This window comes from Miniimonas sp. S16, from assembly GCF_057748195.1.
The window spans coordinates 398,020-411,898 of sequence record NZ_CM173242.1; the positions used below are offsets into that span (position 1 = coordinate 398,020).

General features: G+C 75.4%; 13 protein-coding genes. 11 read left to right on the plus strand and 2 right to left on the minus strand.

Annotated elements, in window-relative coordinates:
• Positions 1-6: 6 nt before the first annotated feature.
• Genes AC3AQ1_RS01805 through AC3AQ1_RS01815 form a run of 3 tightly spaced genes read left to right on the plus strand, consistent with a single transcriptional unit; the run spans position 7 to position 1,081 of the window.
• Positions 7-456 (plus strand): phage tail protein, encoded by a 450-nt coding sequence (locus AC3AQ1_RS01805; RefSeq protein WP_108717581.1) that lies wholly within the window; start codon positions 7-9, stop codon positions 454-456.
• Complete coding sequence (locus tag AC3AQ1_RS01810) at positions 453-926, plus strand: hypothetical protein (RefSeq protein ID WP_234417665.1); 474 nt, start codon at positions 453-455, stop codon at positions 924-926. The genes AC3AQ1_RS01805 and AC3AQ1_RS01810 overlap by 4 nt, the downstream gene beginning before the upstream one ends.
• Positions 923-1,081, plus strand: coding sequence for a DUF6760 family protein (locus tag AC3AQ1_RS01815; protein ID WP_108717582.1), 159 nt, complete (start codon positions 923-925; stop codon positions 1,079-1,081). The genes AC3AQ1_RS01810 and AC3AQ1_RS01815 overlap by 4 nt, the downstream gene beginning before the upstream one ends.
• Here AC3AQ1_RS01815 and AC3AQ1_RS01820 read toward each other — a convergent pair.
• Entirely contained in the window at positions 1,039-3,309 is a 2,271-nt protein-coding gene (locus AC3AQ1_RS01820) for a DNA polymerase III subunit gamma/tau domain-containing protein (RefSeq protein WP_488301221.1), read from the minus strand. The two genes, AC3AQ1_RS01815 and AC3AQ1_RS01820, sit on opposite strands and share 43 nt — an antisense overlap.
• 7 nt (positions 3,310-3,316) lie before the next feature.
• On the opposite strand from AC3AQ1_RS01820, the gene AC3AQ1_RS01825 reads away from it, so the two are divergent.
• Genes AC3AQ1_RS01825 through AC3AQ1_RS01860 form a run of 8 tightly spaced genes read left to right on the plus strand, consistent with a single transcriptional unit; the run spans position 3,317 to position 12,726 of the window.
• On the plus strand, positions 3,317-4,810 hold the full coding sequence (locus tag AC3AQ1_RS01825) for a hypothetical protein (protein ID WP_488301222.1): 1,494 nt from the start codon (positions 3,317-3,319) through the stop codon (positions 4,808-4,810).
• A gap of 28 nt (positions 4,811-4,838) precedes the next feature.
• On the plus strand, positions 4,839-5,279 hold the full coding sequence (locus tag AC3AQ1_RS01830; RefSeq protein WP_108717586.1) for a phage tail protein: 441 nt from the start codon (positions 4,839-4,841) through the stop codon (positions 5,277-5,279).
• Positions 5,276-6,100: a CIS tube protein gene (locus tag AC3AQ1_RS01835; RefSeq protein WP_108717587.1), complete on the plus strand. Its 825-nt coding sequence runs from the start codon at positions 5,276-5,278 to the stop codon at positions 6,098-6,100. The genes AC3AQ1_RS01830 and AC3AQ1_RS01835 overlap by 4 nt, the downstream gene beginning before the upstream one ends.
• Before the next feature lie 4 nt (positions 6,101-6,104).
• Positions 6,105-7,955, plus strand: a complete 1,851-nt coding sequence (locus tag AC3AQ1_RS01840; protein ID WP_159096336.1) for a VgrG-related protein — start codon at positions 6,105-6,107, stop codon at positions 7,953-7,955.
• Between the two features lie 11 nt (positions 7,956-7,966).
• Positions 7,967-8,413 carry a GPW/gp25 family protein gene (locus AC3AQ1_RS01845; RefSeq protein WP_108717589.1) on the plus strand — a complete coding sequence of 149 codons (447 nt, stop codon included), beginning with the start codon at positions 7,967-7,969 and terminating at the stop codon, positions 8,411-8,413.
• Positions 8,410-10,344, plus strand: coding sequence for a putative baseplate assembly protein (locus AC3AQ1_RS01850; protein WP_108717590.1), 1,935 nt, complete (start codon positions 8,410-8,412; stop codon positions 10,342-10,344). Before AC3AQ1_RS01845 ends, AC3AQ1_RS01850 begins: the two co-directional genes overlap by 4 nt.
• 1 nt (position 10,345) lies before the next feature.
• On the plus strand, positions 10,346-10,891 hold the full coding sequence (locus AC3AQ1_RS01855; protein WP_108717591.1) for a phage tail protein: 546 nt from the start codon (positions 10,346-10,348) through the stop codon (positions 10,889-10,891).
• Entirely contained in the window at positions 10,888-12,726 is a 1,839-nt protein-coding gene (locus AC3AQ1_RS01860) for a zinc ribbon domain-containing protein (RefSeq protein WP_108717592.1), read from the plus strand. Before AC3AQ1_RS01855 ends, AC3AQ1_RS01860 begins: the two co-directional genes overlap by 4 nt.
• 84 nt (positions 12,727-12,810) lie before the next feature.
• Here AC3AQ1_RS01860 and AC3AQ1_RS01865 read toward each other — a convergent pair whose 3' ends face one another.
• Positions 12,811-13,515, minus strand: coding sequence for an eCIS core domain-containing protein (locus AC3AQ1_RS01865; RefSeq protein WP_108717593.1), 705 nt, complete (start codon positions 13,513-13,515; stop codon positions 12,811-12,813).
• Positions 13,516-13,879 lie beyond the last annotated feature (364 nt).

A 13,879-nucleotide genomic window follows, 5' to 3' on the forward strand; every position in this document is an offset into this window, starting at 1 on the left:
AAAGCCATGGCACTGCCCGACGCATTCGATCTCGCGACCGCCTACGCGTTCAGCCTCAAGATCGACGGGATCCAGGTCCCGCACATCATGGAGATCAGCGGGCTCAAGATCGAGGTGGACAAGGTCTCCTACCAGCAGCAGGCCCAGGACGGGAAGTTCGTCACGCGCCAGATGATGGGCCGGCAGAAGGCCGGCGAGTTCAAGGTCAAGCGCGGCCTCACGGACTCCACGACCGTGACGGACTGGCTCAAGACCGTCTACGAGGGCAAGCTCGCCGACGCGCGCAAGACCGCCGAGGTGGCGATCTACAGCTCTGACAACCAGGTGCTCAAGCGGATGAACTTCCGCAACGTGTGGGTCAAGGACGTCGAGCTCGGCGGCACGCTCAAGGCGGGCTCGACCGAAGCGCTCTCGGAGTCCTTCACCGTGTGCTGGGACGAGGCGGAGTTCGTGTGAGGCGCGCGGTGGCGGGGGTGCTCGGGGTGGCGGAGCCGAGTACCGGCGAACCCGCCGACCTCACCCCCGCCTCCGACCGCTCGCCGGAGCGCACCCCGGCGCTGCGCACCGAGTTCGCGTTCGCACTCCCGCGCGGCTACCTCGACGACGACGGCGTGCTCCACCGGGTCGGCACGATGCGGCTCGCCACGGCGCGCGACGAGCTGCTGCCGCTCTACGACGCCCGGGTCCAGGAGAACCCCGCGTTCACCACGGTCGTGCTGCTGAGCCGGGTGATCACCGAGCTCGGCACGCTGCCCTCGGTGACCTCCCAGGTGGTGGAGAGCATGTTCGCCTCCGACGTGGCGTTCCTGCAGGACCTCTACCGCCGCATCAACGCCGAGGGGCACACGCACGCCGCCGTCGTCTGCCCGTCCTGCCAGCAGCACTTCACCGTGGACATCTCGGGTGGGCGCCTGGGGGAATCGTGACGTACGCGCCCGACCGTCTGTACGAGGAGGTCGCGTACGTGGCGTACCACTTCCACTGGCCCCTGGCGGACATCCTCGACCTCGAGCACCCGGACCGGGCGCGGTACGTGGCTCAGATCGCGGCGCTCAACCGCCGCATCAGCGGCGAGGACTGAGCCGTGCGGTGGCCGTGGAGCCGGGCGGCGAGCGGCGCAGGAGCTGAACCGAGCGTGGCGGCGCACGCCGACCAGGGCACGACGGCGAGCATCGCCGACGCTGCGCCCGTCGCGTCCGCGGGTGGTCCGGGCCGGGCCGGGTCGGTGGGCTCCCCGGCGCCGGCGCCTGCTCCCCGGGGCTGGGCGTTCCACGCGCCGCTGCAGCGCACGATCGGCGCGATGCCCGACGTGCTCGGTCTCACGAGCACCGGAGAGCGGATCAGCACCTGGCAGCCGCCGACGTTCCTCACGTCGCTGGGACACGTCGTGACCTCCGAGGTCGGGGGCGTCATCGACGGCGACGGGACGCTGGGCGGCCGGCTCACCGACGTCGGGGACGTCGAGGACGGCGGGCGGGGTGCCGGAGCGACGTCCGCGGGGCTGACGTCCTCGGCCGCGCTCTCCTCGTCGGGGGTGCTGACGTCGGACGGGCTGTCGCCGGGGCTGTCGTCGGCCGCGTCGGCTGCGTCGGCGTCGCCGTCGGCGCTCGCGTCCGGCGTCCGGCCAGCGGCGCCGACCGCGCAGCGCGCGCTCCAGACGCTCCCGGTGGTGCCACGGCCGACGCCCGTCGCAGGAGCGAACCTGCCCCGACGCTCGGCCCGCGAGGCGGCGAGGCAGGGCCCGCTGTCCGTCGGGGGCACGAGCCTCACGAGCCTCGCCGACCGACCCGTGGGTCTGCCCGTCCTCGCGACGAGGGCCCTGGCACCCGACCCGGCGGCCGTCGCCCCTCCGCCGGCCGGCGACCTGCCGCTCGTCGCTCGCGCGGTCTCGGCCGGGACCGAGCCCGCCACCCCCCGCCCGACCCCGAGTCCCGCCCCGAGTCCCGCCCCGAGCCCCACCTCCGCCCCGACGCTCGCCACGTCGGCACTGGACGCCCCGGAGCCCACGCCCGCCGGCGCACCGACGCACGCCGCGTCGGGGCTGCCCGAGCTGGGACTTGCGGCGCCCATCGGTGCATCGACCCCGACGAGCGCCTCGGACCCGACACCCGGGGGCCGGCGCGCCGAGCCCGGCCCGCTCGGCCAGGACCTGGACGAGCAGGGCGCCACCGTCGTCCCCGTGCTGGGCGCGAGCCTCCCGGTCGAGCGAGCCGTGTCTGCCGCTGCGGACGCGAGCGCTTCCACGGACACGGGCACCCAGGCCGTGCCGAGGTCCACCCGTCTGGGGCTGGGCGCACCGCTCCAGCGCACCGTGGCGAGCGAGACACCGCTCGCTGCACCCGGCGGTCCCCCGCGCGGTCGAGCGAACGCGCGGGCGGCTTCGGCGTCGACCTCGCCGGTGTCGTCGAGCTCGTGGACCTCGCCGGCCCTGCCGTCGTCACCGGCCGGGCCGACATCGACGGCCGCGCCGGCACCACTGACCTCGTCCGTCTCCCCGGTGGGAACCCCGCGGGGTGCAGGAACGCGGCCGTCGGCGCCGCTGCCGGTCTCTCGGCTCGCGGAGGCCACCCGGCCGGCCGGGCCGGGGTCGGCTTCGACCCTGCCGGTGTCCAGCCCGTCCGTGTCCAGCCCGTCCGGGTCCAGCCCGTCCGTGTCCACCCCGGCTGGGTCAACCCCGTCGGGGTCCAGCCCGCAGTCATCCGTACCGCCGGCATCGGCGCCGCCGCCTTCTGCTACTTCGGACTCGGTGCCGTCGGTGTCGAGGTCGACGCAGGCGCCGGGCGCGTCCGAGTCGCCCGAGTCCACCTCGTCTGCGGTGACGCCCGAGACCCCCGAGACGCCGGGGACGTCGGAGACGTCGGAGACGTCGGGGTCGGTGGGAACCACCGGGACACCAGGCACGCCCTCGTCCGCCGTGTCGGCTGTCTCGTCGACTCCGACGCTCTCGGGGGCGGACGAGTCGGTGGCACCGCTCACCGGCGCCGGGGTGCTCGCGCGGGCGACGTCGTCCGCGACACCGGCTCCGCTCACCTCACCGGCGTCCGGAGCGGCACTCCCGGTGCGCTCGTCGACCGCCGCGGCACCGGCCTCGGTGCAGCGCGAGGCCACGCCGGCCGGCGGACCATCGCGACGGAGCGAGACGCCGTCGCAGGTCCCGTCCGCGACGGCGTACGCTCCGGCGCCACCAACCGGGGCACGGGCCGGCGTCCAGCGCGCCACCGAGGCCGCCGACACGGGCTCGCGCTCGGACGCAGCCCTCGGCGCGACGTCCGGCGCACCGCACGGCTCGGGCGCTGGTGCGCCCGCCATCGGGACCGTGGGGGCCTCGTCACCGACGATCGCGCAGCGCACGCCCGATGCGACCCGCCCGCTGCTCGGTGCGGAAGGTGCCGCGAGCTCCCCGGCAGCCGGCGGGCTCCCGACGCCGGCCAGCACGCCCGGCGGCAAGCTGCCGGTCGTGTCGCGGGAGGCGACGAGCGGCAGGGGCGCGACCGTCGGAACCGCCGAGACGACAGGACCCGCCGACGGCGGGCGACGCAGCGACCAGCAGGCGACCCTTGAGGCGTCCGCACCGCTGGTCGCCGACTCCGCATCGCTCGGCTGCGTGCAGCGGCTCGTGGGTGACGACGCGGCGCCGGGCGCCGCGTCCGGCCTCGCCGAGGCGAGCCCGCTGCCCGTCGCGCGACGCGTGGGCGCCGACAGCACCGCGGCCGATGCGGAGGCCGAGCCCGATGCCGCTGTCGAGGCACGCGCGACGGGCACGACCGGCCTGGTGGCGGACACGGCGCTGACGGCGACGGTGGGAGCCCTCGCCGTCCCCGGACCCGAGGCGACGTCCTCGCCGGCCTTCGTCGCCACCCACCACGCCGACCTGCCCGTGCCACGAGCGGCCGGAACGAGCACAGCAGGGTCGACCGACGGTCCGGACACCCGGCGCTTCACATCCGCGGACTCGGCTGCAGCTGCGTCCGTGGCTCCCGCTGCGGCACCCGCGCCCGTCCTCTCGCTGGTCGGGAACCGCCGCCTCGAGTCCGGTGTGAGCACGCCCCTCGTGCCGGCTCCCCGCACGACCGCGAGCGCCAGGACCCCCGGTCGGACGGTGCAGCGCAGCACCGGACCCGTGGTCCGCGCGGTGCCGACGGCCCTGCCGGTCAGCGTGCCGCTCGCAGCCCCGGATGCCCCCTCGCCCGCGCCCGCGCGCTCCGCGACCACCGCCCACGGCGGGACGACCGCGCAACGTGCGGGTTCGCCGTCGGGCACGGCTCTGGCGGCCGCGAGCGAACCCGCCGTGGCGCGCGCCTTCGGTCCGGTCGTGGCGCGGGCGATCGCCGACGACTGGGGTCCGCTGCACGACGGGTACCTCCCCGCCCCGGCCGCTGTTCCCGCGGTCGAGTACCCGGCGGTGGACCTGCCCGCGCCGGCGAGCATGCCCGCCGTCGCGCTTCCCGCCGTCGACCTGCCGGCTCCCGCGAGCATGCCCGGGGCGGCTCCCGCCGCGCTCGCCCTGCCCGCCGCGGCGCAGGCCGCGGCCCCGAGCGGCGACGTCACCCCGGTCGCGCCGGTGGCGGACCCGCGCAACGTCGCCCCGGCGGCGGGCAGCTGGCAGGGGTCGGGCACGGCGGCCGGCGGTGCACCGACGAGCGCCACCGGTCCCGCCACCGGTGCGGCCGGAGTCGCCGCCGCCCTGGAGGCGCTCGACGGTGCGCAGCTCGACGCGCTCGCGAAGCGGCTCGCCGCGCCGATGCTGCGCCAGGTGCGCCGCGACGTCCTGATCGGCCGCGAGCGCCACGCCTGGCGGGCCGACGTGTGAGCCATCACTCGAGGGAAGGGAGCCGACGATGACCGTCCTGGAGGAGACCCGGACCGCCGTCGGGGTGCAGTACCGCGTCACGGTCGACGGCGCGGACCTCGGCGCGTTCTCCACGTGCGACGGCCTCGGCGTCGAGGTCGTGATCGAGACCCGCGAGGAGGGCGGGACCAACGGCTTCGTGCACCAGCTGCCCACCCGCGTGAAGTTCCCCAACATCAAGCTCTCCCGACCCCTCGGCGCCGGGTCGGCGAAGGTGGCGGCCTGGGTGTCCTCGGTCGCGAACGGGTACACGCGCACCACGTGCCAGATCGTCGTCACCGCGGTCGACGGCACGACGATCGCGTCGTGGTCGCTCGCGGGGGTGGTGCCGGTGCGGTGGACGGGCCCGCAGCTGCAGTCCGACGGCACGAAGGTGCTCACCGAGCAGCTCGAGATCGCCCACCACGGGTTCAGCGGGGGTGGAGCGTGACCCCGGGCCTGCAGGGCGGCTCCACGGCGGCGTCCGCGACGAGCACGCGGACCGCGGCGACGCTCCTGCTGTTCGAGCCCCCCGCCCGTGGCACCACGGCGAAGCCGGGCGGCAAGGTCGGCGAGGTCGCGTTCCAGTTCAATCCCAAGGAGCTCGTCATGGCCAAGGAGGCGAACTGGGAGCGCCGCGACGCGCAGGGCTCGGCGAACGCCAGTCCGCCGCAGTACAAGGGGCCCAAGCCCTCCAAGCTCACCCTCGAGATGTTCCTCGACGACGCGGAGAAGCGCACCGGGTCGGTCGTCAAGACGGTCGAGAAGCTCTTCGCGTGCTGCGTGCCAACAACGCAGTCCGCGGCCGCCGGGAAGAACAACCCCATGTGGGTGCAGTTCCAGTGGGGCGGGATCACCAGCTTCTACGCCTACCTGTCCAGCGTCCAGGCCAAGTACACGCTCTTCACGGGTGCTGGCCTGCCGATCCGCGCCGTCGTCACCGTCACCCTCGAGGAGATCGCGACGGCGCCGCCCCGGCAGAACCCCACGTCCGGCACGCTCGTCCCGCACCGTGAGCACGTCGTCGTCGAGGGCGACAGCCTTCAGGCGATCGCGTACGCCGAGTACGGCGATCCCGCGCGGTGGCGTGACGTGGCCCGGGTCAACGGCATCGACGACCCGACCCGCGTCCCGACGGGACGCCGTCTGCTCCTACCGCTCGCCGCCCACCTGGCCGACCGGCCGGGTGACTCGGCCGCGGCGGTCGCCGGGCCCGGCTGGGCGGGCGCCGGGACGGCCGCCGCCGACTCCTCCGCTGCTGGTCGGGGGTGACGGCGTGCCGAACCAGATCGTCACGGCGCGGCCGCTCGTCACGGTGGACGGGTCCTCCCTCGGCGACCAGGTGCGTGAGCACCTCCTCGCCGTCCTCGTCGAGACCAGCCGCACCCTGCCCGCCCTGGTCGAGCTGACCTTCGCCGACGAGGACCGGACCGTCATCGGGGCGACGAGCCTCAAGGTCGGTTCCCAGCTGCGCGTCCAGGTGCAGACGAACGAGACGTCGGCACCGGTCACGCTCGTGGACAAGGTCGAGGTCGTCAGCCTCGAGGCGGAGATCGGTCCGGAGGGCTCGGTGACCGTGGTGCGGGGGTACGAGCTGACCTACCGGCTCATGCGGCACGGCGAGCCGGCGGCGTTCCAGAAGATGACCCTCGCCGACATCGCGAGCAAGCTCGCGGGCGCGTGCGGACTCACCGTCGACGCCACCGGGGCCTCCGCGGTGCTCGAGCACGTCCTCCAGACGGATCAGAGCGACTGGGAGCTGCTGCACCAGCTCGCCGACGTGTGCGGGCTGGAGGTCGCCTCGCGCGGCAACGCCGTCGTGCTCCGTGCGCCCACGACGGCGAGCGGTCCCGCCGCCGCCGGGGCGCGGGACGACCCGACGGTGCTCGAGCGCGGCGCCAACCTGCTGCGGGTGCACGTCACGAGCACCGCGTCCGGCCTGGTCCCCTCGGTGGAGGTGCGGGGGTGGTCGCCGACGACGAAGGCAGCCACGGTGGGCACGGCGTCGGTGTCCGCGAAGGGAGTCGCGACCTCGCTCACCCCGGGCCCGCTCGCCGGGAGGACGAGCGCCTCGCCGACCCTCGTCTCGGCGCCGCACCTGTCCACCGCGTCGCTCGTGAAGTCGCGCGCCACGCTGCTCGCGGACCGGCTCGGGGAGTCGTTCGCGGAGATCGACGGCACCGCGACGGGGAACCCGGCGCTCAAGGCCGGCACGGTCGCGACCCTCAAGGGGCTGGGTGCGCCCTTCGACGGCGCCTACGTGCTGAGCACGGTGGTCCACCGCTTCGACGGGTCCGTGGAGGGGTACACCTGCGAGTTCCGGGTGTCCGGCACCGCCGACCGCAGCACGTGGGGCGTGACCGGCCCCCGCGGGGGTGGGGGGTCCGGTGGCTCGGGGTCCTCCGCCGGCGCGCTGCGGGCGATGCCCGCCGTCGTGACGAACAACGACGACGGCGAGGGAAAGCTCGGGCGGGTCCGCGTCAAGCTGCCGACCATCTCCGACCGGACCGAGACGGGCTGGGCCGACGTGGTGTCCGCGGGCGCGGGCAGCAGACGCGGACTCACGATCACGCCCGAGGTGAACGACCTCGTGCTCGCCGTCCTGCCTGCCGACCCGCTCGCGCCGCCGTGGGTGATCGGCGGGCTCTACAACGGCAAGGACGCCCCGCCGTGGGCGGCCACCGAGACGGTCTCCGGCGGCAAGGTCGTGCGGACCGGGCTCGTATCCCGTTCGGGCACGACGGTGCGCCTGGAGGAGCAGGAGGGCAAGGAGCGCGTCGTCGTGGCCCTCAAGGGCGAGAAGGACGCCATCATCCTGAGCACCTCGCCCCGCGGCATCCAGGTGGTCACCGACGGCACGCTCGAGATCACCGCCAAGCAGGACGCCACTCTCACGTCGGAGGCGAAGGTGGTCGTGAAGGCGACCTCGGACGTCTCGGTGAAGGGCATGAACATCGCGGTCGAGGCGACGCAGAACCTCACGCTCAAGGGCGCGAAGGTCGCGATCACCGGTCAGGCCGCCGTCGAGGCGTCCGCGCCGAGCGTCAAGGTGGCCGGCACGGGGACCGCTGAGCTGTCCTCCTCCGGCGTGACCACCGTCCGCGGCACGCTCGTGAAGATCAACTGAGGGGGCGGGAGATGGCGCGCGAGTTCGTCGGAGCCGGCTGGAGCTTCCCGCTGCGCACGGACGCGACAGGGCGGCTGGCGCTGTCCCACGACACGCGGGAGATCGAGGAGGCGATCCACCTCATCCTCGCGACCGCGCCAGGCGAGCGACCCATGCGCCCCGAGTTCGGGTGCGGCGTGCACGAGTTCGTGTTCGCGCCCGCCGACGCCTCGACGGCCGGCTCGATCGCCCGCACGGTGCGGACCGCGCTGGAGTGGTGGGAGCCGCGGATCGAGGTGGACGACGTCGTCGTGAGCCTCGAGCGGGCGAGCGAGGGCGTGCTCCTCATCGAGATCCGCTACACCGTGCGCGGCACAAACGACCCGCGCAACCTCGTCTTCCCCTTCTACACGATCCCCAGTGAGGGCGGCCCCGAGTCCCCCTCGACCTCGTCCCCGCGCGCCGGAGGTGCCCCGTGATCCCCACGCCCAACCTGGACGACCGCCGGTTCCAGGACCTGGTGGACGACGCCAAGCGGATGGTGCAGCAGCGGTGCCCCGAGTGGACCGACCACAACGTCTCCGACCCGGGCGTCACCCTCATCGAGACCGTCGCCATGATGGCGGACGAGCTGTTCTACCGGCTCAACCGGGTGCCGGACCGCCTGTACGTGCAGTTCCTCGAGCTGCTCGGGGTGCGCCTGCACCCGGCGACCGCGGCACGCGCGGAGCTGTACGCCTGGCTCTCGGCACCCCAGCCCGACGACGTCGTGCTGCCCGCCCGGTCCGAGGTCGCCACGGGTGGCGACCCCGAGGACGTCGTCGTCTTCGCGACCACGCAGGACCTCGTCATCGCGCCCCGCGCCCTGACCACGGTGATGGTGCACCGTGCGGGTGAGTCCGCCGTCGTGCAGGAGGTCCACGCCGAGCACCCGGTGCCGTGCTTCGCGGACGAGCCCGCGATCGGCGACGCGCTGCTCCTCGGCCTCGACCACGCCGCCGGCAGCCTGCTCGTGTCGTTCCGGCTGGGCTGCGAGGTGCAGGGCGTCGGGGTCGACCCGCGCTACCCGCCGCTCGTCTGGGAGGGCTGGACCGGCAAGGACTGGACGCCGTGCGAGGTCGTCGTTGACGGGACGGGCGGCCTCAACCGCACCGGCGACGTCGTGCTCCTCCTGCCGGCCGAACACACCGCCTCGGTGATCTCCCAGGTGCGCGCGGGCTGGGTGCGCTGCCGCGTCGTCGAGCCCGAGCCCGGCTACCCGGGATACACCCGCGCACCCGTGCTGCGCACGGCGAGCGCCGCCACCGTCGGAGGTTGCGTGCCCGCGGTGCACGCCCGGACCGTCACCGACGAGGTCGTCGGCCTCTCCGAGGGCGTGCCCGGCCAGCGGTTCGCGCTCCAGCACGCCCCCGTCGTGGCCGGCCCGCCCCTCGTGCTGGAGGTGGCGGCGGGGCACGGCTGGGACGCGTGGCAGGAGGTCGAGAGCTTCGCGGGGCACGACGGCGAGGATCGCGTCTTCCGCGTCGACCGCGCCGCCGGGGTGGTCGAGCTCGCGCCGGCGGTGCGTGAGCCGGACGGCACGTTGCGGCGGTGCGGCGCCGTGCCGCCCAAGGGCGCGCCGCTGCGGCTGCCCGCGTACCGCACGGGCGGTGGCGTCGCCGGGAACGTCGCCGAGGGGGCCGTCACGGTGCTGCGCACGCCCGTACCGTTCGTCGCCCGGGTGGAGAACCCGTGGCCGGCGCACGGCGGCGTCGCGGCCGAGACGGTCGACGAGGCTCGGCTGCGGGGGCCGCTCGCGCTGCGCACCCGTGACCGCGCCGTCACCGTCGAGGACATCGAGCACCTCGCGCTGCAGGCCGCCCCGCAGATCGCCCGGGTGCACGCGTACACGCCGGCCGAGGGCGACGACATCGGCACGGTGCGCGTACTGGTCGTGCCGTCCGCGGTCACCGACGCGCAGGGCGTGCTGCGGTTCGAGGACATGGTGCCGCCCGCGGACGCCGTCGAGGCGATCGCCGCGTCCCTCGAGGAGCGGCGCACGGTCGGGGCGCGGATCGTCGTCGAGCCGCCCACCTACCAGGGCGTCACGGTGGTCGCGCGGCTCACGGCCACGCTCCGGGCCGCGCCCGCGCTGCTGGAGGCCGAGGCGGTCGCCGCGCTCAACCGGTACCTCGACCCGCTGCGCGGCGGGCCCGCCGGGACCGGCTGGCCCTTCGGGCGTCCACTGCAGGTCGGGGAGATCTTCGCGGTGCTGCAGCGTCTGCCCGGGACCGAGCTCGTGGACGACGTGCGCCTGTTCGCGGCCGACCCGCTCACCGGCAAGCGCAGCGAGCCGGTGCAGCGCCTCGACCTCGACCCGCACGGCCTCGTCTTCTCGTTCCGGCACCAGGTCCGGGTGGGGAGGGGCTGAGATGCGCGGCGCGGTCCCCGACCTCATCAGCGCGGTGCCCGTGGCGACGCGCCTGCCCGGCGTGCTCCTGGACGACGACCTGTTCGTGCGGTTCGCCTCGGCCTTCGACCAGACCTTCGCGCCCGTGTACTCGACGCTGGACTGCCTGCAGGCCTACGTCGACCCGGCGCTGGCCCCCGACGACTTCCTGCAGTGGCTCACCGGCTGGGTCGGGCTCGAGCCGGACGAGCGGTGGAGCACCGAACGCACGCGCACCGTGATCGCCTCGATGGCGAGCGTGCACCGCTGGCGAGGCACCGTGCGCGGTGTGCGCGAGGCCGTCCAGCTGGTCGTCGACGGCGAGGTCGAGGTCACCGAGTCCGGCGGCGTCGTGGCGTCGCTGACACCGGCCACCACCCCGCCGGGCGACGCGCGGCCGTGGCTGCACGTGCTCGTGCGGGTCGCGGACGCCTCGGCCGTGGACGTGCGCGGCCTCGACGCCGTGGTGGGGAACGTCAAACCGGCGCACGTGCCGCACACGTGCGAGATCCAGGAGGTGGACCAGTGAACGTGTGCGTCGAGTGCGGGTTCCGCAACGAGCCGGACGAGCGCTTCTGCGGGGGGTGCGGGGCCTTCCTCGAGTGGTCCCAGGAGGATGCGGGCGGCGAGGCCGGCGAGGTAGGGGGTGCCGACGACGGCGAGCCGTACGCCCAGCAGACCGACGACGGCGAGCCGTACGCCGATGAGGCGGGCGAGACCGGCGACGACGAGCCGTACGCCGATGAGGCGGGCGAGACCGGCGACGACGAGCCGTACGTCGATGAGGCGGGCGTGACCGGCGACGACGAGCCGTACGCCGATGAGGCGGGCGACGACGAAGCGGCCCCCCTCGAGGAGCCCGGCAACGACGGCGGGGTGGACGTCGACGAGACCGACAACGCGACCGCCGACGCGTCGTCGCTCGAGCACCAGCCGGAGGACGGCCTCCTCGCCACAGCTGCCGTCACGACGAACGGCGCGCACTCCTCCGCGGCGCCCGCGACCGCCCCGCTCGCCGCCGCCACCGCCCCCGCACGGAGCGACGGCGCACCCAGGAGCGCCGGGTCGCCCGTCCCGGACACCCCCGCCCCCGGCAGCGGCGAGACGAGGAGCGAACCCGAGCTCGCCGTCGTGCCCGAGCTCGATGGCCCGCCGGCGGACCACGAAACCCTGACCCACGCCGGCGGTGCGGCGGCAGGAGCCGCCGCCGCAGGCGCCGCCGCGCCCGCCGCGCCCGCCGCGCCCCTCGTGCGCGAGGCGCCGACAGCTGAGAGTCCTCCCGCACGCGCGTCCCGGCGCGGGGTCGCGGACGCCGCAGCGCCCGCGAGACCCGCCGAGCAGGCGGCGCCGGCGCCGGCGCCGACCCGCCGCTCCGTCACGACGCCCGGGACGGCCCCCGTGCACCCGGGTGCGGCCCCCGCGAAGGGGGGCTCGCCGTCGGGCGTGAAGCCCGGGACCAAGCCCGTCGCGGCAGCCGGGGCGGCTGCGGGCGCCGCAGCGCTCGTCGCTCCGGTGCGGCCCACCGCGGCTCCGACCGGCCGCGTCGCGCCGGTGCGGCCCGGCCGCCCACGCGCGACCCCTCCCCCGCCCCCGAAGCCGGCCGCGGACGAGCCGCCCCCGTCACCCGGCGACCTGGTCTGCGGCTCGTGCGGCGCAGGCAACGCGCCGACGCGCAAGTTCTGCCGCCGGTGCGGGGCGAGCCTCGTCGACGCCGCGGTGCAGGGTCGGCGCTCGTGGTGGTCGCGACTGTGGCGGCCCGAGCCGAAGGCCGCGCCGAAGGCGGGCTACCGGCCGAACGTGCGCCGTCGCCGGTTCCCGACGCGCGGCGTGGTGACCCTGCTCGTGATCGGGGCGCTCGTCGCGGTCGGGTTCACGTTCCGCCCCGAGCTGGAGAGCTTCGCCCTCACGGTGCAGGACCGGGTCGCGGGCAGCGACACGATCAACCCGGTCGGCGTCGCGGCGTCCAGCGCCGCGCCGGACCACCCGGCCGACCTCGTCCGGGACGGCACGACCAACCTGTCCTGGCAGCCCGAGGCGCCAGGCGACGGCGTAGGCCAGTTCCTCGACTTCACCTTCGGCGAGCCGTTCCGGCTCACCCGCGTGCTCGTGATGCCGGGGGCGTCCGACGTCGAGGAGGAGTACCTCGCGCAGGCGAGCCCGCAGGAGCTGACGGTGGTGGTGACGACGTCGGCCGGGACGCAGCAGACGTTCACGATGCCGCTCGAGGACAGCGTCGGGCTGCAGAACATGCCGCTCGCCGTCGACGACGTCGTCGCCGTCCGACTGCAGATCGCCAAGACCTACCGCGCGACGCCGGACACCCACGTCGCGATCGCCGAGGTCGAGTTCCGCGGTCGGACCTGACGCCCCGCACGACGGCGGGCCGCACCCGGGAGGTGCGGCCCGCCGTCGTGCGGGGGTGCGTCAGGCTGGCTGAGGCGGTCCGGGCTAGGCCTGGAGCTCCTCCTCCTCTTCCTCACGCTGCACAGCCGGCGCCGCGCTCCCCGCGGCGGACTCCTCGGCGAGGAGCTGGACGCCGGGTGCGCTCGAGGCGGGCGCCGTGTCGGAGTCGTGCGCGTGGGTGTGCTCGCCGGCGGCGGGCTGCGCGAGGACCCGCTCGGCGTTGGCGGCGGCGGCGGTCTCGAACGAGTCGCCGGGGTCGCTGACGCGGATCCCCCCGGCGCTGGGCGTGCCGGCGACCGGGCCGCTGCGCTGCTGCACGACGTGCGTGAGCTCGTGGGCGAGCGTCAGACGACCGGTGTGCGAGCCTGGGTCGAACGCGTCGCGCTGGAAGACGACGTCGTGGCCCACCGTGTAGGCGCGGGCGCCGACGGCGCGTGCCGAGTCGTGCGCCGCGCTGTCGGTGTGCACGCGGACGTCGGAGAAATCGGCACCGATGCGGCCCTCCATGTCGGCCCGGATGCCGGCGTCGAGGGGGCTGCCGCCACCGCGGCCCACGACGTCGAGCACCGGCGAGCGCTCGGCCACCAGCTCGCTGACGGCCTCGTTCCCGGCTTCGCGCTGGAGTCTCAGCAGGTCGTGCGGGGCGAGCGGCGCGCCCGGTCGCAAGGCGCTCTCCGGCGCCGCGCTCTGCCGGTGTCGCAGCGGAGCAGCCTGGGGCAGGAGCTGGGATTCGAGGTCGTGGCTGGGCATGTCGGCTCCTCGGGGACGCTGTTGCACCATTGCACCTCCGCCGGGCGCGGTGCGGTCGGCATCGGCACCAAGGCGCAGCGAACGCTGCCCGTTCGCGCAGCGGGCGGCGCGGCGTGGGGGCTGTGGTGCTGGGCCGAGCCCCGCTGCACCGAGCCCACGGCCCGTCGGCTGACCACTCAGTGCAGAGCGCCCGCGCCACCGGGCGGACTTGGCTGGCGGGCGCGTGGTTGGGTTCTGCGGACGCGCCGGAGGGCCGTGCACGCACGGCCGCGGCACCCACCAACAAGCAGGGCACAGAACCCTCGAGCGCGCCGGGCTCGACCCGACCCGACCCGACGCGGTGGAGGTGGATGCGTGGCGGGTG

Bases quoted from the DNA above. Each gene is read 5' to 3' on its own strand.
- AC3AQ1_RS01855 (WP_108717591.1), top strand. From the start codon at position 10,346: ATGCGCGGCGCGGTCCCCGACCTCATCAGCGCGGTGCCCGTGGCGACG.
- AC3AQ1_RS01865 (WP_108717593.1), bottom strand. From the start codon at position 13,515: ATGCCCAGCCACGACCTCGAATCCCAGCTCCTGCCCCAGGCTGCTCCG.
- AC3AQ1_RS01845 (WP_108717589.1), top strand. From the start codon at position 7,967: ATGGCGCGCGAGTTCGTCGGAGCCGGCTGGAGCTTCCCGCTGCGCACG.
- AC3AQ1_RS01830 (WP_108717586.1), top strand. From the start codon at position 4,839: ATGACCGTCCTGGAGGAGACCCGGACCGCCGTCGGGGTGCAGTACCGC.
- AC3AQ1_RS01805 (WP_108717581.1), top strand. From the start codon at position 7: ATGGCACTGCCCGACGCATTCGATCTCGCGACCGCCTACGCGTTCAGC.
- AC3AQ1_RS01820 (WP_488301221.1), bottom strand. From the start codon at position 3,309: ATGGCGGGCGCACCAGCGCCCGAGCCGTGCGGTGCGCCGGACGTCGCG.